General features: G+C 65.0%; 22 protein-coding genes and 1 pseudogene. 5 read left to right on the forward strand and 18 right to left on the reverse strand.

Translation table 11 applies throughout. From position 1 onward, the window contains the following. Positions 1–68: 68 nt before the first annotated feature. From clpC1 to ACZY1I_RS22665, 15 genes and pseudogenes are all read right to left on the reverse strand, one after another. Positions 69–2,600: an ATP-dependent protease ATP-binding subunit ClpC gene (gene clpC1, locus ACZY1I_RS22595; RefSeq protein ID WP_463757438.1), complete on the reverse strand. Its 2,532-nt coding sequence runs from the start codon at positions 2,598–2,600 to the stop codon at positions 69–71. A 327-nt stretch (positions 2,601–2,927) separates the two neighbouring features. Then, on the reverse strand, positions 2,928–3,269 hold the full coding sequence (lsr2, locus tag ACZY1I_RS22600) for a histone-like nucleoid-structuring protein Lsr2 (protein ID WP_463757440.1): 342 nt from the start codon (positions 3,267–3,269) through the stop codon (positions 2,928–2,930). Between the two features lie 117 nt (positions 3,270–3,386). Then, entirely contained in the window at positions 3,387–4,898 is a 1,512-nt protein-coding gene (gene lysS, locus ACZY1I_RS22605) for a lysine--tRNA ligase (protein ID WP_463757442.1), read from the reverse strand. Positions 4,899–4,965: 67 nt separating this feature from the next. Next, positions 4,966–5,784: a type III pantothenate kinase gene (locus ACZY1I_RS22610; RefSeq protein WP_463757446.1), complete on the reverse strand. Its 819-nt coding sequence runs from the start codon at positions 5,782–5,784 to the stop codon at positions 4,966–4,968. Between the two features lie 2 nt (positions 5,785–5,786). Beyond that, complete coding sequence (gene panD, locus ACZY1I_RS22615; protein ID WP_463757448.1) at positions 5,787–6,206, reverse strand: aspartate 1-decarboxylase; 420 nt, start codon at positions 6,204–6,206, stop codon at positions 5,787–5,789. Next, positions 6,206–7,138, reverse strand: coding sequence for a pantoate--beta-alanine ligase (gene panC / locus ACZY1I_RS22620; protein WP_463757450.1), 933 nt, complete (start codon positions 7,136–7,138; stop codon positions 6,206–6,208). Before panC ends, panD begins: the two co-directional genes overlap by 1 nt. Then, the gene (locus ACZY1I_RS22625; RefSeq protein ID WP_463757454.1) at positions 7,135–8,046 is read right to left on the reverse strand and encodes a Rossmann-like and DUF2520 domain-containing protein; all 912 of its coding nucleotides are present in this window, start codon (positions 8,044–8,046) and stop codon (positions 7,135–7,137) included. Before ACZY1I_RS22625 ends, panC begins: the two co-directional genes overlap by 4 nt. A 675-nt stretch (positions 8,047–8,721) precedes the next feature. After that, a pseudogene (locus ACZY1I_RS22630) lies at positions 8,722–9,840 on the reverse strand (DUF6779 domain-containing protein); the annotation flags it as partial. 75 nt (positions 9,841–9,915) lie between these two features. After that, positions 9,916–10,392: a DUF3180 domain-containing protein gene (locus tag ACZY1I_RS22635; protein ID WP_463757457.1), complete on the reverse strand. Its 477-nt coding sequence runs from the start codon at positions 10,390–10,392 to the stop codon at positions 9,916–9,918. Then, a complete protein-coding gene (folK, locus tag ACZY1I_RS22640) occupies positions 10,392–10,919 on the reverse strand; it encodes a 2-amino-4-hydroxy-6-hydroxymethyldihydropteridine diphosphokinase (protein WP_463757460.1) in 528 nt (175 codons plus the stop codon). Before folK ends, ACZY1I_RS22635 begins: the two co-directional genes overlap by 1 nt. 49 nt (positions 10,920–10,968) lie before the next feature. Next, positions 10,969–11,370 carry a dihydroneopterin aldolase gene (gene folB, locus ACZY1I_RS22645; protein ID WP_463757464.1) on the reverse strand — a complete coding sequence of 134 codons (402 nt, stop codon included), beginning with the start codon at positions 11,368–11,370 and terminating at the stop codon, positions 10,969–10,971. Beyond that, positions 11,363–12,205, reverse strand: a complete 843-nt coding sequence (folP, locus tag ACZY1I_RS22650) for a dihydropteroate synthase (protein WP_463757467.1) — start codon at positions 12,203–12,205, stop codon at positions 11,363–11,365. Before folP ends, folB begins: the two co-directional genes overlap by 8 nt. Continuing rightward, positions 12,202–12,804, reverse strand: coding sequence for a GTP cyclohydrolase I FolE (folE, locus tag ACZY1I_RS22655; RefSeq protein ID WP_463757471.1), 603 nt, complete (start codon positions 12,802–12,804; stop codon positions 12,202–12,204). Before folE ends, folP begins: the two co-directional genes overlap by 4 nt. 16 nt (positions 12,805–12,820) lie before the next feature. Continuing rightward, entirely contained in the window at positions 12,821–15,046 is a 2,226-nt protein-coding gene (gene ftsH, locus ACZY1I_RS22660) for an ATP-dependent zinc metalloprotease FtsH (protein WP_463757474.1), read from the reverse strand. Positions 15,047–15,174: 128 nt separating this feature from the next. Continuing rightward, positions 15,175–15,588, reverse strand: a complete 414-nt coding sequence (locus tag ACZY1I_RS22665) for a VOC family protein (RefSeq protein ID WP_463757476.1) — start codon at positions 15,586–15,588, stop codon at positions 15,175–15,177. A gap of 93 nt (positions 15,589–15,681) precedes the next feature. Here ACZY1I_RS22665 and ACZY1I_RS22670 point away from each other — a divergent pair, with 93 nt between their 5' ends. Genes ACZY1I_RS22670 through ACZY1I_RS22680 form a run of 3 tightly spaced genes read left to right on the forward strand, consistent with a single transcriptional unit; the run spans position 15,682 to position 18,853 of the window. After that, positions 15,682–16,659, forward strand: coding sequence for an alpha/beta fold hydrolase (locus tag ACZY1I_RS22670; protein ID WP_463757478.1), 978 nt, complete (start codon positions 15,682–15,684; stop codon positions 16,657–16,659). Beyond that, positions 16,656–17,843, forward strand: coding sequence for an LLM class flavin-dependent oxidoreductase (locus ACZY1I_RS22675; RefSeq protein WP_463757480.1), 1,188 nt, complete (start codon positions 16,656–16,658; stop codon positions 17,841–17,843). The genes ACZY1I_RS22670 and ACZY1I_RS22675 overlap by 4 nt, the downstream gene beginning before the upstream one ends. Beyond that, positions 17,843–18,853, forward strand: a complete 1,011-nt coding sequence (locus ACZY1I_RS22680; protein WP_463757482.1) for a zinc-binding dehydrogenase — start codon at positions 17,843–17,845, stop codon at positions 18,851–18,853. The genes ACZY1I_RS22675 and ACZY1I_RS22680 overlap by 1 nt, the downstream gene beginning before the upstream one ends. On the opposite strand, the gene ACZY1I_RS22685 is transcribed toward ACZY1I_RS22680, so the two are convergent. Beyond that, positions 18,850–19,095 carry a hypothetical protein gene (locus ACZY1I_RS22685; RefSeq protein WP_463757484.1) on the reverse strand — a complete coding sequence of 82 codons (246 nt, stop codon included), beginning with the start codon at positions 19,093–19,095 and terminating at the stop codon, positions 18,850–18,852. The genes ACZY1I_RS22680 and ACZY1I_RS22685 overlap by 4 nt on opposite strands. 117 nt (positions 19,096–19,212) lie before the next feature. Here ACZY1I_RS22685 and ACZY1I_RS22690 point away from each other — a divergent pair, with 117 nt between their 5' ends. Continuing rightward, positions 19,213–19,428 carry a three-helix bundle dimerization domain-containing protein gene (locus ACZY1I_RS22690; protein ID WP_463757486.1) on the forward strand — a complete coding sequence of 72 codons (216 nt, stop codon included), beginning with the start codon at positions 19,213–19,215 and terminating at the stop codon, positions 19,426–19,428. Positions 19,429–19,514: 86 nt separating this feature from the next. Here ACZY1I_RS22690 and ACZY1I_RS22695 read toward each other — a convergent pair whose 3' ends face one another. Together ACZY1I_RS22695 and ACZY1I_RS22700 are read right to left on the reverse strand one after the other, a co-directional pair. Further along, positions 19,515–20,762 (reverse strand): PPE family protein, SVP subgroup, encoded by a 1,248-nt coding sequence (locus tag ACZY1I_RS22695; protein ID WP_463757488.1) that lies wholly within the window; start codon positions 20,760–20,762, stop codon positions 19,515–19,517. Positions 20,763–20,775: 13 nt separating this feature from the next. Then, positions 20,776–21,075, reverse strand: coding sequence for a PE family protein (locus ACZY1I_RS22700; RefSeq protein ID WP_463757490.1), 300 nt, complete (start codon positions 21,073–21,075; stop codon positions 20,776–20,778). A gap of 769 nt (positions 21,076–21,844) precedes the next feature. Between ACZY1I_RS22700 and ACZY1I_RS22705 the strand changes: the two genes are divergently transcribed. Next, complete coding sequence (locus tag ACZY1I_RS22705) at positions 21,845–22,597, forward strand: SIMPL domain-containing protein (RefSeq protein ID WP_463757492.1); 753 nt, start codon at positions 21,845–21,847, stop codon at positions 22,595–22,597. The last annotated feature ends 136 nt before the right edge of the window (positions 22,598–22,733 follow it).

The raw sequence follows: 22,733 nt of genomic DNA on the forward strand, positions 1-22,733 counted from the left end.
CGACCCGGGAGTGCGTCAACACCCCCGGGTCGTCCGTTGCCGTTACTAGGCCTTCGTACTAGGCCGCATTAGATCGTCGTTGCAGGACCCGCGCCAGCTTGCGCCAGATCGGTATCGGCCGGCGGCTTGCGGCTTCCGGCGAATGTGAAGACCGCGTCATCGCCGGCACTTTCGCCGTCCCAGTTCTCCACGTCGACCTTGACGATCTGGCCCGGACCGATCTCGTCGAAGAGGATCTTCTCCGAGAGCTGGTCCTCGATCTCGCGCTGGATGGTGCGTCGCAGCGGACGTGCACCCAGGACGGGGTCGAACCCACGCTTGGCCAGCAGCGCCTTGGCCTTGTCGGACAGCTCCATCGCCATGTCCTTGGTCCTGAGCTGGTTGCCGACACGGTTGATCATCAGGTCGACCATCTCGATGATCTCGTCGCGAGTCAGCTGGTGGAAGACGATGATGTCGTCGATGCGGTTGAGGAACTCCGGGCGGAAGTGTTTCTTCAGCTCGTCGTTGACCTTCTGCTTCATCCGCTCGTAGTTACTGTCGCCACCGCCCTGGCTGAAGCCCAGACCCACCGGCTTGGAGATGTCAGAGGTCCCCAAATTCGACGTGAAGATCAGCACGGTGTTCTTGAAGTCCACCGTGCGGCCCTGACCGTCGGTAAGCCGACCGTCCTCGAGGACCTGCAACAGGCTGTTGTAGATCTCCTGGTGCGCCTTCTCGATCTCGTCGAACAGCACCACCGAGAACGGCTTGCGCCGCACCTTCTCGGTGAGCTGACCGCCCTCCTCGTAGCCGACGTACCCAGGCGGGGCACCGAACAGCCGCGAAGCGGTGAAGCGGTCGTGGAACTCGCCCATGTCGATCTGGATGAGCGCGTCGTCGTCGCCGAACAGGAAGTTGGCCAGCGCCTTGGACAGCTCGGTCTTACCGACACCGGACGGGCCGGCGAAGATGAACGAACCGGACGGACGCTTAGGGTCCTTCAACCCGGCGCGAGTACGTCGGATCGCCTTGGAGACAGCCTTGACGGCGTCCACCTGGCCGATGATCCGCTTGTGCAGCTCGTCCTCCATGCGCAGCAACCGCGTGGTCTCGGCCTCGGTCAGCTTGAACACCGGGATGCCGGTCCAGTTGCCCAGCACCTCCGCGATCTCGTTGTCGTCCACCTCGGCGACGACGTCCATGTCGCCCGAGCGCCACTGCTTTTCCCGCTCAGCCCGTTGGGCGACCAGTGTCTTCTCGCGGTCGCGCAGACTGGCGGCCTTCTCGAAGTCCTGGGCGTCGATCGCGGATTCCTTCTCCCGGCGCGCGTCGGCGATTTTCTCGTCGAACTCACGCAGGTCTGGCGGCGCCGTCATCCGGCGGATCCGCATCCGTGCTCCGGCCTCGTCGATCAGGTCGATCGCCTTGTCCGGTAGGAACCGGTCGTTGATGTAGCGGTCGGCCAGGGTGGCGGCGGCGACGATCGCGGAGTCGCTGATCGAGACGCGGTGGTGCGCCTCGTAGCGGTCCCGCAGACCCTTGAGGATCTCGATAGTGTGCGCCACCGTCGGCTCGCCCACCTGCACCGGCTGGAAGCGGCGCTCCAGCGCGGCGTCCTTCTCGATGTACTTGCGGTACTCATCGAGCGTGGTGGCACCGATCGTCTGCAGCTCGCCACGGGCCAGCTTCGGCTTCAGGATGCTCGCCGCGTCGATCGCACCCTCGGCGGCACCCGCACCAACGAGCGTGTGCAGCTCGTCGATGAACAGGATGATGTCGCCGCGGGTGTTGATCTCCTTGAGCACCTTCTTGAGGCGCTCTTCGAAGTCACCGCGGTAGCGCGAGCCGGCCACCAGCGAACCCAGGTCCAGCGTGTAGAGCTGCTTGTCCTTGAGCGTCTCGGGGACCTCGCCATGCACGATGGCCTGCGCCAGGCCCTCGACGACGGCAGTCTTGCCGACGCCGGGCTCGCCGATCAGCACCGGGTTGTTCTTGGTGCGACGCGAGAGGACCTGCATGACCCGCTCGATTTCCTTTTCGCGGCCGATGACAGGGTCCAGCTTGCCTTCCATCGCGGCGGCGGTCAGGTTACGGCCGAACTGGTCCAGCACCAACGACGTGGAAGGCGAGCCAGACTCTCCTCCACGACCACCGGTACCGGCTTCTGCGGCCTCTTTGCCCTGGTAGCCGGACAGCAACTGAATCACTTGCTGGCGCACCCGGGTCAATTCGGCGCCCAGCTTGACCAGCACCTGCGCGGCCACACCTTCACCCTCGCGAATCAGGCCAAGCAGAATGTGCTCAGTCCCGATGTAGTTGTGGCCGAGCTGCAGTGCCTCCCGAAGGCTCAGTTCGAGCACCTTCTTGGCGCGCGGCGTGAAGGGAATGTGCCCAGACGGCGCCTGCTGGCCTTGGCCGATTATCTCCTCGACCTGGCTGCGCACGCCTTCCAGCGAGATACCCAGGGACTCCAGCGACTTGGCTGCGACGCCTTCGCCTTCGTGGATAAGACCCAGCAGAATGTGCTCGGTCCCGATGTAATTGTGGTTGAGCATCCTGGCCTCTTCTTGAGCCAAGACGACCACCCTGCGGGCACGGTCGGTAAATCGTTCGAACATCGCCGGTTACCTGCTCTCCCTCACCATTCGGTACTCCGTCATTTGCCGGCACAGGGCCGACCCCGCGTACCTGCCGTCCACTGTAGTGGTCGGGCTGCCGGGGTTCCTAACCTCGTGGCCCCCAGCGACGGCATAACGCAACACATTAACGAGGAAAAACCCCTGCGTGTTTCCGCGTTGAGCGGCGATCAGTTCGCCTCAAGCGAAAAGCATAAAATCCGGCGCCCAGGCGTCGTGCCCGGGCACCGGATCAATTATGTAGGTAGAACCGCGGCCCTGCACGGCGCCGCGTCTGGACGCAGACGCACGCGGCGAGCCGCCCCAGAATTAAGTAGCGGCGTGGAACGCGTCGATGACATCGGCCGGGATACGGCCGCGAGTCGACACATTGTGGCCGTTGCGCCGCGCCCATTCCCGAATCGCGGCACTCTGCTCGCGGTCGATGGCGCCGCGGCCACGGCCGCCCGTGCCGGAACGTCCGCGCCGGCGACCGCCGACTCGACGCCCAGCCGCGACCCACTGCTTCAAGTCGTTACGCAGTTTCGTCGCATTCTTACTTGAAAGGTCGATCTCATAGCTCACCCCGTCAAGCCCGAATTCAACCGTTTCGTCGGCGGAGCCGGCGCCGTCGAAATCGTCGACCAAGGTGACGGTCACTTTCTTCGCCATTGGATTACCCTCGCGTTTCTTCTTGAGCAGTTACAGATCATGTTAAGACTGAGTCCCCGTTGATCTAATCTGCCACAGGAGTCTCAAATACTCAATCCGAGACGCGACTTGCGCAGTTCAGTTGGAGTGTGGCCGAACAATCGGGAACAAAACAGTCTCGCGAATTGACAGCCCAGTCAAACACATCAACAACCGATCGATACCCATTCCCGTTCCGGTACACGGTGGCATCCCGAACTCCAGGGCGGCGAGAAAATCCTCATCAAGCAACATAGCCTCGTCATCGCCGGCAGCCGCGGCACGGGCCTGATCAGCGAATCTCTCCCGTTGTACCACTGGATCGTTCAATTCCGAGTATCCGGTGGCCAACTCCACACCATGCAGGTAAAGGTCCCACTTCTCCGTTACTCCGGGGATACTGCGGTGCTGACGGGTCAATGGAGTCGTCTCTACTGGGAAATCCCTGACAAATGTGGGCGCAGTCAGCTTCTTGCCCACAGCGTGTTCCCAGAGTTCCTCGACGAGTTTTCCGTGACCAAAAACACGTTTGTCAAGAATCTCTACATCCAGTTGGCCCGCGATAGCTTGTAAGCGTTCGACGGACGTCTCCGGTGTGATCTCTTCTCCCAGGGCATCGGACAGGGAGGAATACATCTGCAACGTCGTCCATTCTCCGTCGATGTCGTAGATGCGGCCGTCGGGCATCAGGAGTTCTCTGGTGCCGATCGCCTCGTCGGCGACCTCCTGAATAAGCTCCCTAGTCACGACCGCTGAATCGTCATAGGTTCCGTAGGTCTGGTAGGTCTCCAGCATGGAAAATTCCGGTGAATGGGTGGAATCGGTGCCTTCGTTTCGGAACACCCGATTTACCTCGAAGACCTTGTCGAAACCGCCGACGATGCAACGCTTGAGGAACAGTTCCGGTGCGATACGCAGGAAAAGATCGATGTCGAGCGCATTCGAATGGGTGACGAACGGACGAGCCGCGGCGCCTCCGGCCAGCGTCTGCAACATCGGCGTCTCGACTTCCAGGAACCCGCGCCGCTCCAAAGCATTGCGCAGGGCCCGCATAACGGAAATTCGCTGCCGCGCAATTGTGCGGGCTTGCGGGCGGACGATCAGGTCGACATAGCGCTGCCGAACCCGCGCTTCCTCGCTCATCTCTTTGTGTGCGACGGGTAACGGCCGAAGCGATTTCGCTGCCATCTGCCATGAATCGGCCAGCACAGACAGTTCGCCTCGACGCGAGCTGATCACGGTGCCCTGCACAAAGACGATGTCGCCCAGGTCGACATCGGCCTTCCATGCATCGAGGGAATCCTGACCGACTCTGTCGAGGCTGATCATTGCCTGCAATTGGGTGCCGTCGCCGTCTTGCAGTGTCGCAAAACACAATTTTCCGGTATTGCGCGCGAACACTACGCGGCCCGCAACACCGGCAACATCATCGGTTGCGGTGTCGATCGGCAGGTCAGGGTAGGCAGCGCGGATCTCGGCCAGCGTGTGCGTGCGTTGAATGGCGACCGGGTAGGGGTCTTGGCCTTCCGACAACAGCCGAGCACGCTTATCCCGGCGAATCCGGAATTGCTCGGGAAGGTCCTCGACAAGGTCGCGATCGGCAGCAGTCACGACGTGCCAGCTTACTTAAATAAACTCCCAGCGCCCTTCACGGCCGGTCTCATGACCGTCGTCGGCCCTAACGAGCAGTCCTCAGCCGGCCCCGCTGGGTTTCCTGGTTGCGTTCGAAGACAAGCCGCAGACCTTGCAGGGTCAGATGCTGGTCGTAATGTTCGACGGTGTGCAGTTCGGCCAGCAGCAGTGGTGCGGTGTGCCCGGTTGCCACCACGGCGACGTCATCGCTTGCCGAGAACCCCTTCACGTCGTCGCGGACCCGGCCGACCAGGCCGTCGACCAGTCCGGCGAAGCCGAATACGGCACCCGCCTGCATGCATTCGACAGTGTTCTTGCCGACCACCGACCGGGGCCGGGCCAGTTCCACCCGGCGCAGGGCCGCCGAACGCGCTGCCGCGGCATCAGACGACACCTGTACCCCGGGCGCGATGGCGCCGCCCAGGAATTCCCCCTTCGCCGACACCACGTCCACACAGATCGACGAACCAAAATCGACGACGATGGCGGCCTTCGCGAACTTGTTGAATGCCGCCAGACAGTTCACGATTCGGTCGGCACCGACCTCTTTCGGATTGTCGACCAGTAACGGAATACCGGTGCGCACACCCGGTTCGATAAGCACATGCGGAACCGAGGGCCAGTACTGATCGAGCATGACGCGTACCTCGTGCAGCACCGACGGGACCGTGGACAGGCCCACCGCTCCGGTGAGCCGCTCAGCATCCTCACCGATCAAGCCGTCGATGGTGAGCGCGAGTTCGTCGGCAGTGACTTCCGACTCGGTGCGTATCCGCCACTGCTGCACGACTTTTGCGTGCTCTTTGACTCCGGACAATAAACCTACGACGGTGTGGGTGTTACGGACGTCGATCGCCAGCAGCACGGCTACCGCACGCCGATCCGCGGATCAAGTAACTCTTCTACCCCGTCAGGCACGAAAGCCGGGTCGTGGCCGAGATCGATCTGCTTGTTCTGGGCATCGACGAACACGATCCGCGGCCGGTACGCACGGGCCTCGGCGTTCTCCATGGTGCCGTAAGCGATCAGAATCACCAGATCGCCCGGATGCACCAGATGCGCTGCGGCGCCGTTGATTCCGATCACGCCGGTGCCGCGCTCACCCGTGATCGCGTAGGTGACGAGTCGGGCGCCGTTGTCGATGTCGACAATGGTCACCTGTTCGCCTTCGAGCAGGTCGGCGGCATCCATCAGGTCGGCGTCGATGGTCACCGAACCGACGTAGTGCAAGTCGGCCTGCGTGACGGTGGCCCGATGGATCTTCGACTTCAACATCGTCCGTAACATCAGTTCCTCCAATGTGATTGGGCGTGCCCGTCCGGCCCGTTGTTGGTGCCGGCGAGATTACCGATTTGGATAGCAACATTGTCCAAGAGTCTGGTGGTGCCGAGTCGGGCCGCAATCAGGAGCCGACCGGATCCGTTGGTGGGCAGCGGACCGAGTTCGGTACCGCGCAGCTGCAGGTAGTCGACTACCAGGCCGGGCGTGGCGTCGAGCACCGCACGCGCTGCGTTCAGCGTGGCGTCGATACCGTAGGTTGCCGCGTGCGCCCCGGCTGTCAGTGCCGCCGAAAGCGCAACGGCCACTTCACGTTGCACGGGGTCGAGGTACCGATTGCGCGACGACATCGCCAAGCCGTCGGCTTCGCGCATGGTCGGCACCCCGACTACCGCGACGTCGATATTCAGGTCGGCGACCATCTGCCGGACCAGCACCAATTGCTGATAGTCCTTCTCGCCGAAGAAGATGCGGTCGGGGTGCACGATCTGCATCAGCTTCAGCACGACCGTCAACATTCCGGCGAAATGCGTTGGACGCGAAGCGCCTTCGAGTTCGCCGGCGAGCGGTCCGGGCTGCACGGTGGTCCGAATGCCGTCCGGATACATCGCCGCCGCGGTTGGCGCGAAGACCGCCTCGACGCCCTCGGAACGCAGTAACTCGACATCAGCGTCAAGAGTGCGAGGGTAAGCGTCAAGATCCTCGCCGGCTCCGAACTGCAACGGATTGACGAAGATCGAAACTACTACCACCGCGCCGGGCACTCGTTTGGCGGCGCGCACCAACGTCAGGTGTCCGTCGTGCAGCGCTCCCATGGTGGGCACCAACATGATTCGCCGGCCGGTGTGGCGCAGCGCGCGACTGACATCGGTGATGCGCCGAGGTTCGGAGTACACATTGAGTTGGCCCGGTTTGAAGACGGGCGCCTTCTTACCGATCAACCCGCCAGCACCTCCACCACATCTTGCGGAGCGTGCGCCCGCAGAGCGGTCCGCAGCGCGTTCACCCGATACGCCTGGGCGAGTTGCGGGTCGGCTTGCTCGAGCGCACGCAAATGCCCGGCGACCGCGGCCGCGTCACCGCGGGCCACGGGCCCGGTGAGGGCGGCCTGGCCGCGCAGCAGGGTGTTCTCCAGCGCAGCCCGGGCGAGCGGTCCGACGATGCGTTCGGCAATCCCGCCCGGCTGGTTGTCGACGAGTTGCTGGCCGAGCAGTTCATCGCCGCGTACCGCGGCACGCAACGCCTCGAGCGCGTCGGCCACCACGGTGACCAGGTGGTTGGCGGCGTGAGCCAGTGCCGCGTGGTAGAGCACCCGCGCATCCTCGCGCACGCAGAACGGTTCGCCGCCCATTTCCAGCACCAACGACTGGCCGATCGCGTAGCCGATCTCGTCGGCCGCGGTGACGCCGAAGCAAGTGTCGGGCAGCCGGGCAATGTCCTCGTCGGAGCCGGTGAACGTCATAGCCGGGTGAATCGCCAGCGGTATGCAGCCTTGTTGGGTCAACGGATCCAACACCGAGATTCCATTGGCACCGGACGTGTGGACCACGATCGTGCCGGGGCGCACCGACGAAGTGGCGGCCAGACCAGATACGAGCCCGCTGAGTTCGCTGTCGGTTACCGCCAGCAACAGCAGTTCGGCGCCGGCGGCAACGTCCGTCGGCGAGAGCACCGGGGTATCAGGGAGCCGGCGCTGCGCGCGCTGTAGTGAGGCGTGAGAAATTGCACTACACGCCACCACTACGTGGTCAGCGCGTTCCAGCGCGACCCCCAGCGCGGTTCCAACCCGACCGGCGGAGATGATCCCCACCTTGAGCCTGGCCGGGCGCAAACCGTCGAACTGCACCATCGCAGACGACCTCACATATTTCTTGTTCGTTCCAGTCCCACATCCCGGGTACCGGACGGTCCAATGAGACTGTAGTCGATTTGCCGAACCGAGCGCAGCGTGTCAGCCGTCACGCCTGCGACGCTTGCCGCCTCCACTTGGCTGCTCTTCCAGCTCGTCACGCCGACGTCGCCGCCCGCCTGCGTTGGGCTCGTCGTCCGGCTCTTCGTTGCGACGCCGCCGTCCGCCGCCGCTGGGCTGCTCCTCCGGCTCGTCATTACGACGCCGCCGCCCACCGCCACTGGACTGCTCCTCCGGCTCGTCATTACGACGCCGCCGCCCACCGCCACTGGACTGCTCCTCCGGCTCGTCACTACGACGCCGCCGCCCACCGCCACTGGACTGCTCCTCCGGCTCGTCACTACGACGCCGCCGCCCACCGCCACTCGGTTGCACTTCCAACCTCGCCATCAGGTCGGCGAACGATTGGCCCCCGCTCGGCGGATCCGACTCGTCCAGCTCAGGCATCGCTTCCCCGGCGGTGCGATGCCGCGGCGCGGGCATTTCCGGTGGGGCGGGCGGTGGCACCGGTGCGCGCTCGGCCGGCGGTCGCTCAGTAAAGGAAGGCGGTGTTTCGGCCGACTGCGGGCCGGCTACCGGCCCGGAATCTGCGGGGCCTGCGAGGTGGCCAACTCCGTAGTCGCGATATTCCGCCGAGTGTCGCGACCGCGACCGACGGCCGCCGTACTGAGCTGGCGCGTCGACCGCGCCAAAACCGGCCGCAGCCTCGCCTTCCGCATCCGAATCCCGGTAGCGCCTCGGCCGCCCGGATTGCTCGGGCGGCACCGGGGCCGCTGCCGGCGCCCAATGGCTGCCCGGTGTTCCGGCCGGCAACCATTGCCCATCGGCAGGGGCGGGCTGCCATTCGGACGCGCGCGGCTCTGGCTGCGGTTCGCGTGGCATCGGTGGTGGTGGCGGCGGTTGCTGTTGAGGTTGCGGCGGCGGTTGCCAGGCTGCCGGCGGCTGCGGCCAGGACGGTTGGGAAGGCGGCGGCGGGGCCTGTGCCGGCGGGCGGTGCCGCGGCTCGAACGATTGCCGTTCGAAGGATGGTGACGGCGGGGGCGCGTACTGCTGCACGGGCGCGGGCTGCTCTCGCACCGGGGCGGGTGGCCGCGGCGGCAACAGCGGCTCCTCGGGCACATCGATGATCGCGGCTTCGTCCTCGCGAACGCGCTCCTGGTCGTCTTGGCGCACCGCGGTGACCCGGTCACTGGCCACCCAGTCGGCCGGCGGGCTCTCCCCGTTTCGGGCGCTGCGTTGCGACCGGTCCGGTAACGCCCGCGGAGTCTCTCGGCTTGGCGTCTCCAGCGCCGGGCGCTGTTCGAGGTCGGTGTCGAAGAGGATCTCCAGGTTCGTTCGCAGCGAGGCAAGCTCCGCCCGCAGCGCCGCGATCTCGTCAGCGGCCTGGCCGCGTATCTCGACGGCCAGTTCGCGCCGCAGCTGCGACTCCACGGTGAGTTCGTATTCGCGGCGCGCCGAGATCTCACGATCCAATTGGAGGTCGTAGACAAGCTTCATATCCCGCGTCCGCGCCTCGTCAGCCTCCGCCTGCCTGCGATAGACAACCGACACGAACGCGCCGGCAACGGCGGCCCACAAGGCCAGGATCACAGCGAGCTTGAGGAGTTCCACGCGATCGGTGAAAACCAATGCGGAGCTGGCCCCGATTGCGAGGACCAGCAACGTCGTCAAGAGCACCCACCCCGGCCTGCGGCCGCCGCGCCGCACACGGGCGCCGCGGGACAGAACGGTCATGGGGTGACTGTACCCGCGCGTGGTCAGTCCGCGTGTCGCGCCGGTCCGGCGATTCTCGACCTGAGCTAACTATCGTTAACTCTCCGCGCCCTCACCGTAATCGGTCGGATCTTGCGGCGACCTGCAGCAATGCTGCAGCCACAACGCAGCAACGACCAACGCCAGTGCGCTGACGGCCGCAACCACCGCTCCGGAGGTGTCCTCGGCGGCAGCATGCATCCACGACCGTCGCGGCAGGAAGTACACCAGCACTCCGAGCCACCAGCCCAGCATCAGGGCGCCCATCCAGGCCGACGCCTTGGCGACCACCAGGCTGCGGGCCACGGCAAGCGGGTGTAGCCAACCGGGCGCGTCACCGATCTCGCCGTCGTTGATCTTGGTGCGGACGTATCGCGCCCACAGCCCTTCGCCGATCGCGACCAGCAGCAGCGAAAACCCGCTCCACAGCGTGATCGGCGGAAACCAGCGGTACCAGGCGTTGATCAGCAGATAGCCGACGACCGCGGCGCCGAAGGCAACGGCCGTCAGGTCACGTTTGCGGGTGGGGCCCATCAGCGTTCCAGGGACAGCGAAGTAGGGCGGACACCGGCGCGCTCGTCGGGCCCCAGCTCGGCCAGCACCTCGCCGACGGACCGCGGCCCCTCGGCGAGGGTGAGCTCGGCGTTCGGGTCGGCATCCAGCCACGGGACCAGAACAAAGGCCCGCAGCCGGGCCCGCGGGTGCGGCAACGTGAGGTCACTCTCCTCGAACACAATCTCCCCTAGCGCGGCTCCTGTTGCCGCGTAGCAGGCCACCAGGTCGACATCGAGAGTGCGCGGGCCCCAACGCACGTCGCGCACTCGTTGTGCCGCCCGCTCGAGTTCTTGAGCCCGGCGCAACCAGCCGTGAGCGTCGCGGGAAGGATCGTCGGCGATCACCACGGCGTTGAGAAACGATTCCTGCTCGACGCCGCCCCACGGATCCGTCTCGTACACCTTCGACAGTGCTACTACCGCGTCCCCGAGTCCGTCGACCACCGATTGCAGTTGGGCCAGACGGTTCCCCAGGTTGGACCCGATGGACAACACGACGCGAGTCATCGGCGCCGCTCCTCCCCATCGCTTCGCTCGGCATCGTCGCCGGCGCGGGTCATACCGGCCCGCTCGCCGGGATCACCGAACCTCGACCGCCGCGACGTGACCTTCGGCTGACCACCGCCACGTCGTCGAACGTCTGCGGGATGGGTGCCTGCGGCTTGTGCACGGCCACCTCGACGGCATGCACGCGCTCGTCCTTGATCACTTCGTCAGCGATTTCGGCACCGACCGTTTCGATCAGGTTCCGTGGCGTGCCACCCACGATGTCTGCCGCCAGCTGGGCCAGAACGCCGTAGTCGTACGTGTCAGCGAGATCGTCGCTGGCTGCGGCGTGGGCAAGATCGATCCACACGGTGATGTCGACGAGGAAATCCTGGCCGTTGATCCGCTCGTGTTCAAACACCCCATGCCGGCCGCGAACTCGCAGACCGCGCAACTCGATTCGGTCAGCCATCGAGTTCGGCTCCTTCCGCGCCCTGCCACGCGTCGACGACTTTGAGGGCGTCGACCGTCGCGCGCACGTCGTGCACCCGCACGCCCCAGGCCCCATGGACCGCAGCCAGCGCGGATATCACCGCGGTCGCCGTCTCACGCCCGGCCGGCGGGCGCGCCGCACCGTCCGACCCGGCCAGCAGCGTGCCGAGAAACCGTTTGCGGGAAGCGCCGATCAACACCGGAACTCCGGCGGACACCAACTCCGACAATCCGTGCAGCAGCACCCAATTGTGTTGTCCTGTCTTGGCGAATCCCAGTCCGGGGTCGATCACCAGCTTGGCGGGGTCAACGCCCGCGGCCACCGCGTCGTCGACACTGGCGAGGAGGTCGGCGCGTACTTCGGTCACCACATCGCGATAGTTCGGGACCTGGTGCGGACTGTCCGCCGATACCGGCCGCCAATGCATCAGCACCCACGGTGCTCCGAACTCGACTACCAGAGGCGCCATGGCCGGGTCGGCCCGTCCACCGGACACGTCGTTGACGATCTGCGCACCGTTCTCCAGCGCGGCCCGCGCGACCCGCGCATGCATGGTGTCGATACTGACGGTAATACCTTGTGCAGCAAGCTCTTTGACGACGGGAACCACACGTGACGTCTCGACTTCGGGTTCCACCCGCGTGGCGCCGGGCCGGGTCGACTCGCCTCCGACGTCGACGATGTGCGCACCTTGGGCGGCCATAGCCAGACCGTGCTGCACAGCGCCATCGACATCGAGGTATCGGCCCCCGTCCGAAAACGAGTCATCCGTGACGTTGAGCACCCCCATTACCTGCACGGGCGCAGAACTCACTTGCGCAGAATGAGGTCGAGCGCTTCGGCTCGAGAGGCGGCATCGGTCTTGAACTGACCCCGCACCGCCGACGTTGTCGTGGTCGCACCGGGCTTGCGGACGCCCCGCATCGCCATGCACAAGTGTTCGGCCTCAACCACCACGATTACTCCGCGTGGGTTGAGTCGCTGCACCAGCGCGTCGGCGATCTGGCTGGTCAGCCGCTCCTGCACCTGCGGTCGCTTGGCGTAAAGGTCAACCAGCCGTGCGATTTTCGACAGACCGGTGACCCGGCCGTCCACACCAGGGATGTAGCCGACATGGGCCACACCATGGAAGGACACCAGATGGTGTTCGCAGGTTGAGTACATCGGAATCTCTTTGACGATCACCAGTTCGTTGTGATCCTCGTCGAACATGGTGTTGAGCACCGAGTCCGGATCGGTGTAGAGACCGGCGAATATCTCGCGGTAGGCGCGCGCCACACGAGCAGGTGTGTCCCGTAAGCCATTTCGATCCGGGTCCTCTCCGACTGCGATGAGGAGCTCGCGAACGGCAGCCTCGGCTCGGGGCTGGTCGAACACCCGCGCGCGCGTTTCTCTGGAATCCAGCTGCGTCATCGAAAGCCTCCGTGGTTCAGCCGTGAGCCGGCGGGTTGGACCGAGTCACACCCTCTTCGCGCTCAGCGGAGGTGTCGTCGGTTTCGGACTCGTCGGTATCCGGGCTGGGAATACTTGGTGAGGGTTGCGGACGGCTGGACTCTTGCGACGGCGGCCAACCGGGGGCGTGCCAGTCGTCCGGCGCGCCGTAGTCAGGCTGGGTGGGGCCGTGCGAACCGTTAGCGCCGTTACCTTTGGACTCTCCCTTGGCCTCCTCGGCGGCCTTGGACGCCCGCGCGATCGCGGCCTTGAAGGCCGGCTCGGGAACGGGCTGGGGCCACGGCTCGCCGCGCTCGATCGCCAGTTCGCCGGGCGTCTTGATCGGCGGCTTGTCCGACGGAATCCGGCCACCGAAGTCGTCGAACATAGTGAGCCGCGGACGCTTCTCGACGTCGCCGAAGATCGCCTGCAGCTCGGGCCGGTGCAGGGTCTCCTTCTCCAGCAACTCGCCGGCCAAGGTGTCCAGAACGTCCCGGTACTCGGTCAGGATCTCCCACGCTTCGGTGTGCGCGGCTTCGATGAGCTTGCGAACCTCATCGTCGATGTCGCGAGCGACCTCGTGTGAGTAGTCGGCTTGATTGCCCATGGTGCGACCCAGGAACGGGTCACCGTGCTCCGTGCCGTACTTCACTGCTCCCAGCCGCGCACTCATCCCGTATTCGGTGACCATCGCGCGTGCGATCTTGGTGGCCTGCTCGATGTCAGAGACCGCACCCGTGGTGGGCTCACGGAAAACCAGTTCCTCAGCGGCGCGTCCACCCATCGCGAACACCAGCTGAGCAATCATCTCCGAGCGGGTCCGCAAACCCTTGTCATCCTCGGGCACCGCGACCGCGTGCCCGCCGGTGCGGCCACGAGCCAGGATCGTCACCTTGTACACGGGGTCGATATCCGGCATCGCCCAGGCGGCCAGGGTGTGCCCGCCCTCATGATAGGCGGTGATCTTCTTCTCCAGCTCGCTGATGAGACGGCCCTTGCGGCGCGGGCCGCCAATGACCCGGTCGACGGCCTCTTCCAGCGCGGGGCCGGCGATGACGGTGCCGTTCTCGCGCGCGGTGAGTAGCGCGGCCTCGTTGACCACGTTGGCCAGGTCGGCGCCGGTCATGCCGACGGTGCGCTTGGCCAGCCCGTCGAGGTCGGCGTCCTCGGCGATCGGCTTGCCCTTGGAATGCACCCGCAAGACCGCCCGGCGACCGGCCAGGTCGGGGTTGGACACCGGGATCTGCCGGTCGAACCGGCCCGGCCGCAGCAGGGCCGGGTCCAGGATGTCGGGTCGGTTGGTGGCTGCGATCAGGATGACGCCGGCGCGGTCGCCGAAACCGTCCATTTCGACCAACAGCTGGTTCAGGGTCTGCTCACGTTCGTCGTGGCCGCCGCCGAGGCCGGCGCCGCGCTGCCGGCCCACCGCGTCGATCTCGTCGACGAAGATGATGCAGGGACTGTTCTGCTTTGCCTGTTCAAAAAGGTCGCGCACCCGCGAGGCGCCAACGCCGACGAACATCTCGACGAAGTCAGAGCCGGAGATGGTGAAGAAGGGAACGCCCGCTTCTCCCGCAACCGCACGGGCCAATAATGTCTTGCCCGTTCCGGGCGGGCCGTAGAGCAATACGCCCTTCGGGATCTTGGCGCCCAGCGCCTGGTAGCGGGTGGGATTTTGCAGGAAGTCTTTGATCTCGTAGAGCTCCTCGACCGCCTCGTCGACACCGGCGACGTCGGCGAACGTGGTCTTGGGCATGTCCTTGGACAGCTGTTTGGCGCGCGACTTGCCGAAGCCGAAGCCCATCCGGGCGCCGCCCTGCATCCGGGAGAACATGACGAACAGGCCCACCAACAGCAACAGCGGCAGCACGTAGACCAGCAGCTCGCCGAGCAGGCTGCCCTCGTTCACCACTGTCGCGATCTTGGCGTTCTTGGCGTTCAGAGCGTTGAACAGGTCGACGCCGTACCCGGTCGGGAATTTGGTGATGACCTTGTCGGAGTTCTCGGTGTCGTTGTTGCCCTTCTTCAGGGTCAATCGCAGTTGCTGTTCGCGGTCGTCGATCTGCGCGCTCTTGACGTTGTCGCTGTTGATCTGAGCCATCGCCACCGAGGTGTCGACAGACTTGTAACCGCGGGTGTCATCGCTGAAGTAGAAAAACGACCAGCCGAGCAGCACCAGAACGGCGACCGCCGTTATCGTGCGGATCACGTTTTTACGGTTCATCAATCATCGGCCGAGTCGGCCAGGTCCCTTCCGATAAACGCCGCTGCAAATGTCCAGGCTACCGCTAGCTGTCCTAACGCCTCCCTCGATAACGACGAATGACGACGACCGGCAGTTCCCGAGGCGTCTCACCCGTAGTAGCGGGCCTCGACCACATTGCCGTCCGGGTCAGCGAAGTAGAACGCCTCCGGGGCGAAGCCCTGCGCGCCGAAGGACTGGACCATTCGGGCGCTGGTATCGACACCCTCGGCTTGCAGCCGCTGGTCCAGTTCCTCGAATTCGGACTTCGACAGCGCGAGGCAGACGTGGTTGACCGGATTGCCGGCGCTACCGTCGGCCTTCGCGAACGCGCCGATACCGGTTGCCATCACCTGCGGCATCAGGTCGATGATCGACTCCTGCGAGACGCGCACGCTGGGGAAAGGTGCCTTGCCGGCCTCGAACTCGTCGAAGCGCACCGGAGCGAGCCCGATCACCCGCGAGTAGAAATCCATCGCCACCCGCGGATCCTTCGTCCAAAGCACCAAGTGATCCAGCCGCATGACACCTATGGTGCGCGGGATCCCGGCGATATCTGCGCGCGGCCCCTTCTCAGGCCCTTCTCAAGGCCCGAGCTGTTGTGTTTTGGTGAGACGATGCGTTCACCAACCGAACGGTTAGTTGACACCAACGGTGTGCGGTTGCGGGTGATCGAGGCCGGAGACCGCGGAGCGCCGGTGGTGGTGCTGTGCCACGGGTTCCCCGAACTCGCCTATTCGTGGCGACACCAGATTCCGGCGTTGGTCGACGCGGGCTACCACGTGTTGGCCCCCGACCAGCGCGGCTATGGCGGCTCGTCGCTCCCAGAAGCGATCGAGGCCTACGACATCCATCAGTTAACCGGCGACATCGTCGGCCTGCTCGACGATGTCGGGGCCCAGCGGGCGGCATGGGTGGGCCACGATTGGGGCGCGATGGTGGTGTGGAACGGTGCGCTGCTGCACCCTGATCGAGTGGCTGCGGTGGCCGCATTGAGCGTTCCGCCGGTGCCCCGCGCAAAGCGACCGGTGACGGTGGCGCTTCGCCGGACGTTCGGCGACAACTTCTTCTATATCCTCTATTTCCAGGAACCCGGTGTTGCCGACGCGGAACTCAACGGTGACCCCGCCCGCACCATGCGCCGGATGCTGGGCAGCTTGCAGCTCACGGGCGATCAGGAATCCGCATTGCGGATGGTGGCGCCCGGACCCGAAGGATTCATCGATCGGCTTCCCGAACCCGACGCACTGCCCGCTTGGATCAGCCCGGACGAGATTGACCATTACATAAGCGAATTCACTCGGACCGGATTCACCGGCGGGCTGAATTGGTACCGCAACATGGACCGCAACTGGGAGACGACGCCAGAGCTGGATCCCGGGTTGGACACGGCCAAGATCACGGTGCCATGCCTGTTCGTCGGCGGGTCGGCGGATCCGGTGTTGGCGTTTACTCGCAAAGACCGGGCGGCTGAGGTGGTCAGCGGCCCGTATCAGGAAGTGATGATCGACGGCGCCGGCCACTGGCTGCAGCAGGAACGGCCCGACCAAGTGAATTCGACCTTGCTGCAATTCCTCAAAGGAGTGGAATGGTGAGCACCCCAATGCGATTCGGCGTTTTCATCACGCCGTTTCACCCGACCGGCCAATCCCCCACGGTGGCATTGGAATACGACATGGAACGCGTCGTCGCGCTGGACCGCCTCGGCTACGACGAGGCCTGGTTCGGCGAACACCATTCGGGCGGTTACGAATTGATCTCCTGCCCGGAAGTTTTCATCGCGGCGGCGGCGGAACGGACCAAACACATCCGACTGGGCACCGGTGTGGTCTCGCTGCCCTACCACCACCCGTTGATGGTCGCCGACCGGTGGGTGCTGCTGGACCACCTGACCCGGGGCCGCGTCATGTTCGGCACCGGGCCCGGGGCGCTGCCGTCGGACGCATTCATGATGGGCATCGACCCGATCGACCAGCGGCGGATGATGCAGGAATCCCTCGAGGCGATCCTGGCGCTGTTCCGCGCGGCGCCCGAGGAACGCATCGATCGGCACACCGACTGGTTCACCTTGCGCGATGCCCAATTGCACATCCGTCCATACACCTGGCCGTATCCCGAGATATCAACGGCGGCAATGATTTCTCCGTCCGGTCCACGGCTGGCCGGCGCGCTGGGCACTTCGCTGCTTTCGCTGTCGATGTCAGTGCCCGGCGGTTACGCGGCCCTGGATAACACCTGGCAGGTGGTGTGCGAACAGGCGGCCAAGGCGGGCCGGGAGGAGCCCAAGCGCACCGATTGGCGCGTCTTGAGCATCATGCACATCGCCGATACCCGCGAACAGGCGATCGAGGACTGCACTTACGGACTGCTCGATTTCGCTAAGTACTTCGGCGCCGCCGGGTTCGTGCCGCTGGTCAACGAGGTCGAGGGCGCGCAGTCCCCGCGGGAATTCGTCGAAGACTATGCGGCAAAAGGAAATTGCTGCATCGGTACTCCCGAGGATGCGATCGCGCACATCGAGGATCTCCTGGAGCGGTCCGGTGGTTTCGGGACGTTGCTGTTACTGGGCCACGACTGGGCATCGCCGCAGGCGACCTTCCACTCCTATGACCTGTTCGCCCGCAAGGTGATTCCGCATTTCAAAGGTCAGCTCGAAGCGCCGCGGGCATCGCACGAATGGGCGAAGGACAAGCGCGACGAATTGATCGGCCGGGCCGGTCAGGCAATCGTGCAGGCCATCACCCAACATGTCAGCGAACACGATGGGGCAAGTGGCTGATGCGCGCGTCGGTGCTGCGCGACGGACGGATGATTTACCGCGACGACCTGCCCGACCCGGTGCCCGGTCCCGGACAGGTGCTGGTCGCGGTGCGCGCCTGCGGAATATGTGGTTCTGACCTGCATTTCGCGGCCCATGGTGGCCAGGTGCTGGAGATGATGAGACAGGTGGGCGGCAATGGTGGCATGGCCGTCGACCTGGGCCGCGACATCTTCATGGGCCACGAATTCAGCGCCGAGGTCCTCGAGGCCGGGCCCGACACCGAGACCCACCCGCCGGGGACGCTGGTTACCTCGCTGCCGGTGTTGCTGTCGGACAAGGGAGTCGAGCAGATCGTCTACAGCAACACCACATTGGGCGGGTACGCCGAACGGATGTTGCTCTCGGCACCGCTGTTGCTGCCCATCCCCAATGGCCTGGACCTCAAGCACGCCGCCCTCACCGAACCGCTGGCCGTGGGATTGCACGCGGTGAACAAATCCAGGATCGCGAAGGACGAGGCGGCCCTGGTGCTGGGCTGCGGCCCGATCGGTGTCGCCATCATCGCGGCACTTCGGATGCACGGTGTCGAAAATGTTGTGGCGGCTGATTTTTCACCAAAGCGGCGCGAGCTGGCGGCCGTGATGGGCGCCCACCAGACGGTTGATCCCGCGCAAAATTCACCCTTCGACATCGTGAAGGCAAAAGTGGTGTTCGAGGCCGTCGGGGTGCCCGGCCTCATCGACGACGTGCTGCGCCGTGCCCGCAGAGGCACGCGATTGGTGGTGGCCGGCGTCTGCATGGAGCCGGATTCCATTCACCCGTTCTTTGCTATCGCCAAAGAGATCAACGTGCAGTTCTCGCTGGCCTACGACATGGAGGAATTCACCACTTCACTGAGAGCCCTCGCCGAGGGCGACGTTGACGTGGGCCCGCTGATCACCGGCGAGGTCGGATTTGAGGGAGTCGGGGCAGCTTTTGACGACCTCGCGGACCCCGGGCGGCACTGCAAGATCCTGGTGACGCCCTAATCGCGATCGCAAGCTCGGCCGTGGCGATCGCAAGCTCGGCCGTGGCGATCGCAAGCGCGGCCGTGGCGATCGCAAGCGCGGCGAAGCCGGGCGCAGCGGATCGCCACCATCAGATCGAGCCGGGCGCAGCGGATCGCCACCATCAGATCGAGCCGGGCGCAGCGGGTCGCCACCATCAGATCGAGCCGGGCGTAGCGGGTCGCCACCATCAGATCGGGCCGGGCGCAGCGGGTCGCGACCATCGGACCAGTCAGACCCGGTGCTGATCGAGCGCCCTTTCTCGGTCGATGTACGACACGCCGCACAGATGGGAAGTCCAGGTAACTCACAGCTGAACTGAAGTTGACGATCGGCGTTTCGTGACACACGCTATTGCGGTGGTGGGTGGCAATGAGGACCTGCAGATCGCACGCGTCGAGCGGCGCCTAGGGACCAAGTACACGCATCTTTCGCAGGACCAGATCTCTGTCGCGGTTGCGAACGCGTGGAAGCGGTTCGAGCAGAGTTCGGTGCGGGATTTCGTTCCGTTGCTTGTCGAGCGGCGGGCCGGTGCCGAACTCGCCGAGGTCAGATAGGCGCCCAGCGACACAGAAGGCGCGGACGGCACACGTTCGGTGTGCCTGACCGCGCCAACTGATGACTACCGAAGCCCGTGGGCCTGCTATCCGCCGGAGGGCGGCTGGACGACCATGATCGGCTTGAATCCGTACCGCGGGGCAGCGAAGTTCGCCACGCCGCGGCCGGCGCCGGCGCCGGGCATCACCGGCATCCCGCCAAACGCGGATGTGGCCGCTTCTGGCGCGGCCGCACCGGCGACACCGTGCAGCGCCACGTTGATTGGGTTCGCCGCCGGCGTGGCGATCCAGCTAGCCGGAACAGAGACCGCCCCGACCTTGGCCGCATTCCCCACCGCTCCGGTGATACCGCCGAGGGCGTTGCCCAAGCCACTGCCGAAGGTAGGCGCAATACCGGCAGCGGCCCCCTCAGCGGCCTTCGCGGCACCCTCAGCGGCCTTTCCGAACGCGGGAAACGCGCTGTGGAAGAGGCCGTCGATGTCCTTCATGGCGGTGGTGCTGAGTCGGAACGGAGAAACCAACCGGATGTAGGAGTCCATACCGGAGCTGCCGTCGATCGTCTGCGAGCCGGTGATGCCCTCCATGACGTCGCCGATCACGCCGTTCAGTACGACTCCGTCACCGTTGCTATTGAAGGTCGTCCCGGTGAGACCGAGCAATGCCTGCGGATTGCTGAACCCAGGGTTTTCGTTGGTCAAGCCGGCCAACCGCAACAGCGTTCTCGGTATGTCATAGAAACCTGTCGAGGCGATCTGGGCGTTGACGGCCTGCACCGTCGCGTGGACCTGGGCGCCGATACCGTTGATGCCGCCGGCGACCGCCTGCGGAGTGAATGCGGGCACCGCCGCCGCCTGCGCGGATGCACCCGAGTAGCCGTACATCGCCGACGCATCCTGCGCCCACATCTCGGCATACTGCGCCTCGGTCGCCGCGATGGCAGCGGTGTTCTGGCCCAGGAAATTCGTCGCCAGCAGCGCCGCCAACAGCGACCGGTTGGCCGCGATCTCCGGCGGGGGCACGGTTGCGGCAAAAGCCGCCTCGAAGGCACTCGCTGCCGCGACGGCTTGCGCCGCGGTCTGTTGCGCTTGCTCGCTGGACGTGGTCAGCCAGGCAATCTGCGGCGTGACCGACGCCGCCATGGCCGCCGACGAAGGTCCCTGCCAAGGCCCGTCGGTCAGGCTGGTCAGCACCGTCAGCCACGCGGACGAGGTGCTCTGCAAGTCGCCGGCCAGAGCTTCCCAGGCCGCGGCGGCGGCCAGCATCGGCCCCGACCCCGGTCCGGCGTACATCAGCGCCGAATTGACTTCCGGCGGTAACTGAGCGAAATCCACCATTGGTTCTCTCCAGCTATCCGATGCCGTTGGCGTTGGACGCCTCGGTGGTCGCGTACGAGGCAGCGTTGAGCCCCAGCGTGGTCGCCATCTGTTGGTGGATCGCCGCGGCCTGCGCACTGATCTGCTGGTACAGCTCGGCGTGCCTCGCGAACTGCGCTGCAGTTAATTGAGACACCAAGTCAGAGGCGGCCGGGATCACCCCGGTGGTCGGGGTGGCGGCGGCCGCGTTTCCGGCCTCCATCGCGGCATTGATCGACGCCAGCTCTTCCGAAGCCCCGGCCAGTGCATCGGGCTCGGCATACACGAGCGACATGAGAATCCTCCCTGGATGAGTTCCGCATTAGCAGCTTTCAGCGCCCGACACCGTCGTCGGCCTTATCGCCCCAGCTGATCTGTCGCAACGTTATGGCAGCCAAGCAGCGTGATCCCAGGTTCCTACGGCCTGTTCATTGTTGAGTAAGTAACTATTCATTTGCTGGGCTATAACCCCAGGACGAATCCGTGTTTATATGAGTTATATATGACTTAAATATGATTTGAAATTGATATGAGTTTTCCCGAATCGGTTGAAATCCTTTTATTGATCTGAGTGACAATTCCCGATCCAGTGGGATCGGCTGACGCCGGCCGCCACCAGGACGCACTGCGTTGCCACCAAAATCACTGCACAACAGGGCTTTACGCGGATTCGCTGAAATCGCCCCGGAACTCGGTCGAGCTGGTCCACCACAACAGGCCATTTCCCGGCTTGGAGCTCGAATACGGTCGGGCCGACGATTCCGAATGCCCACACTTGGCTCTGACCAGCCCATTCACATGCAACACAGGGCCGGTGTCTAGCGTTCGATGAGTGTGCTTGCTAAGCGCAAAATCAACCAGCGCAGGTTGCGCGGAGAAATGGTGAGATTTCGGTGCATTCCACCTGAGAGCAGGCCCAAATGGGCACCTAGCAGGTCTTTGCTGGCACACGGAGTGTGTCACACCTTCCGGGCAGCGGACCCGGCGACATTGAACAGAAGGTTAACACTCGCCATCGCAGCACTGAAAGCGCTTCATCGAAACCGCGAGCTAGGGTGCCAGCCATGTCGATCGCCAGCCGTAGCCATAGATCTTCCCGCCGGTCGCTCGCCCTCCTCACCGCGGCGCTGGTCACAGCAGGCGTCTCGTCGGCCTGCGACTCCCACAATCCGGCGCCGACTTCCGGCGCCAATCCACGCCAGGTGACCGTGTTGGGATCCGGGCAGGTGCAGGGCGTCCCGGACACCCTGACCGCCCACGTCGCCATCGAATTCAGCGCCGGCGACGTCACCACCGCCATGAACCAGACCAACGACCGCCAACAGGCCGTGATCAACGCGCTGGTGGGCGCCGGCTTGGACCGCAAGGACATCCGCACGACCCAGGTGACCCTGCAGCCGCAATACAGTTCACCGGAGCCTGCCGGAACCGCGAGAATCGGCGGCTACCGCGCCGACGACGCGATCGAGATCAAGATTCACCCGACCGATGCCGCGTCCAGGCTCCTGGATCTGGTCGCCAGCACCGGCGGCGACGCCACCCGGATCAATTCGGTCAACTACTCGATCGCCGACGACTCACAGTTGGTCAAGGACGCCCGGACGCGCGCCTTCGAGGACGCCAAGAGCCGCGCCCAGCAGTACGCCCAGCTGTCCGGGCTCAATCTGGGCAAAGTGCTGTCCATCTCGGAGGTAGCCGGCGCTACGCCGACGACAGGCCCACAACCAGCACCGGCGCCCCGCGCTTCGATGGTCCCACTGGAGCCGGGTCAGCAGACGGTGAGCTTCTCGGTCACTGCGGTGTGGGAACTTGGTTAGCGCACAATGGTCGCGACCCGCTGCGCCCGCCTACGCCGCGCTTGCGATCGCTCCGGTCCAATGGTCGCGACCCGCTGCGCCCGCCTACGCCGCGCTTGCGATCGCTCCGGTCCAATGGTCGCGACCCGCTGCGCCC

It is taken from the genome of Mycobacterium sp. IDUB_37, from assembly GCF_055419245.1.

Bases quoted from the DNA above. Each gene is read 5' to 3' on its own strand.
- ACZY1I_RS22705 (WP_463757492.1), top strand. From the start codon at position 21,845: ATGTCGATCGCCAGCCGTAGCCATAGATCTTCCCGCCGGTCGCTCGCC.
- ACZY1I_RS22700 (WP_463757490.1), bottom strand. From the start codon at position 21,075: ATGTCGCTCGTGTATGCCGAGCCCGATGCACTGGCCGGGGCTTCGGAA.
- ACZY1I_RS22665 (WP_463757476.1), bottom strand. From the start codon at position 15,588: ATGCGGCTGGATCACTTGGTGCTTTGGACGAAGGATCCGCGGGTGGCG.
- ACZY1I_RS22635 (WP_463757457.1), bottom strand. From the start codon at position 10,392: ATGGGCCCCACCCGCAAACGTGACCTGACGGCCGTTGCCTTCGGCGCC.
- lsr2 (WP_463757440.1), bottom strand. From the start codon at position 3,269: ATGGCGAAGAAAGTGACCGTCACCTTGGTCGACGATTTCGACGGCGCC.
- ACZY1I_RS22670 (WP_463757478.1), top strand. From the start codon at position 15,682: ATGCGTTCACCAACCGAACGGTTAGTTGACACCAACGGTGTGCGGTTG.
- folB (WP_463757464.1), bottom strand. From the start codon at position 11,370: ATGGCTGACCGAATCGAGTTGCGCGGTCTGCGAGTTCGCGGCCGGCAT.
- ftsH (WP_463757474.1), bottom strand. From the start codon at position 15,046: ATGAACCGTAAAAACGTGATCCGCACGATAACGGCGGTCGCCGTTCTG.
- ACZY1I_RS22625 (WP_463757454.1), bottom strand. From the start codon at position 8,046: ATGGTGCAGTTCGACGGTTTGCGCCCGGCCAGGCTCAAGGTGGGGATC.
- panD (WP_463757448.1), bottom strand. From the start codon at position 6,206: ATGTTACGGACGATGTTGAAGTCGAAGATCCATCGGGCCACCGTCACG.
- ACZY1I_RS22685 (WP_463757484.1), bottom strand. From the start codon at position 19,095: ATGGTCGCGACCCGCTGCGCCCGGCCCGATCTGATGGTGGCGACCCGC.
- folE (WP_463757471.1), bottom strand. From the start codon at position 12,804: ATGACGCAGCTGGATTCCAGAGAAACGCGCGCGCGGGTGTTCGACCAG.
- clpC1 (WP_463757438.1), bottom strand. From the start codon at position 2,600: ATGTTCGAACGATTTACCGACCGTGCCCGCAGGGTGGTCGTCTTGGCT.
- folK (WP_463757460.1), bottom strand. From the start codon at position 10,919: ATGACTCGCGTCGTGTTGTCCATCGGGTCCAACCTGGGGAACCGTCTG.
- ACZY1I_RS22695 (WP_463757488.1), bottom strand. From the start codon at position 20,762: ATGGTGGATTTCGCTCAGTTACCGCCGGAAGTCAATTCGGCGCTGATG.
- ACZY1I_RS22680 (WP_463757482.1), top strand. From the start codon at position 17,843: ATGCGCGCGTCGGTGCTGCGCGACGGACGGATGATTTACCGCGACGAC.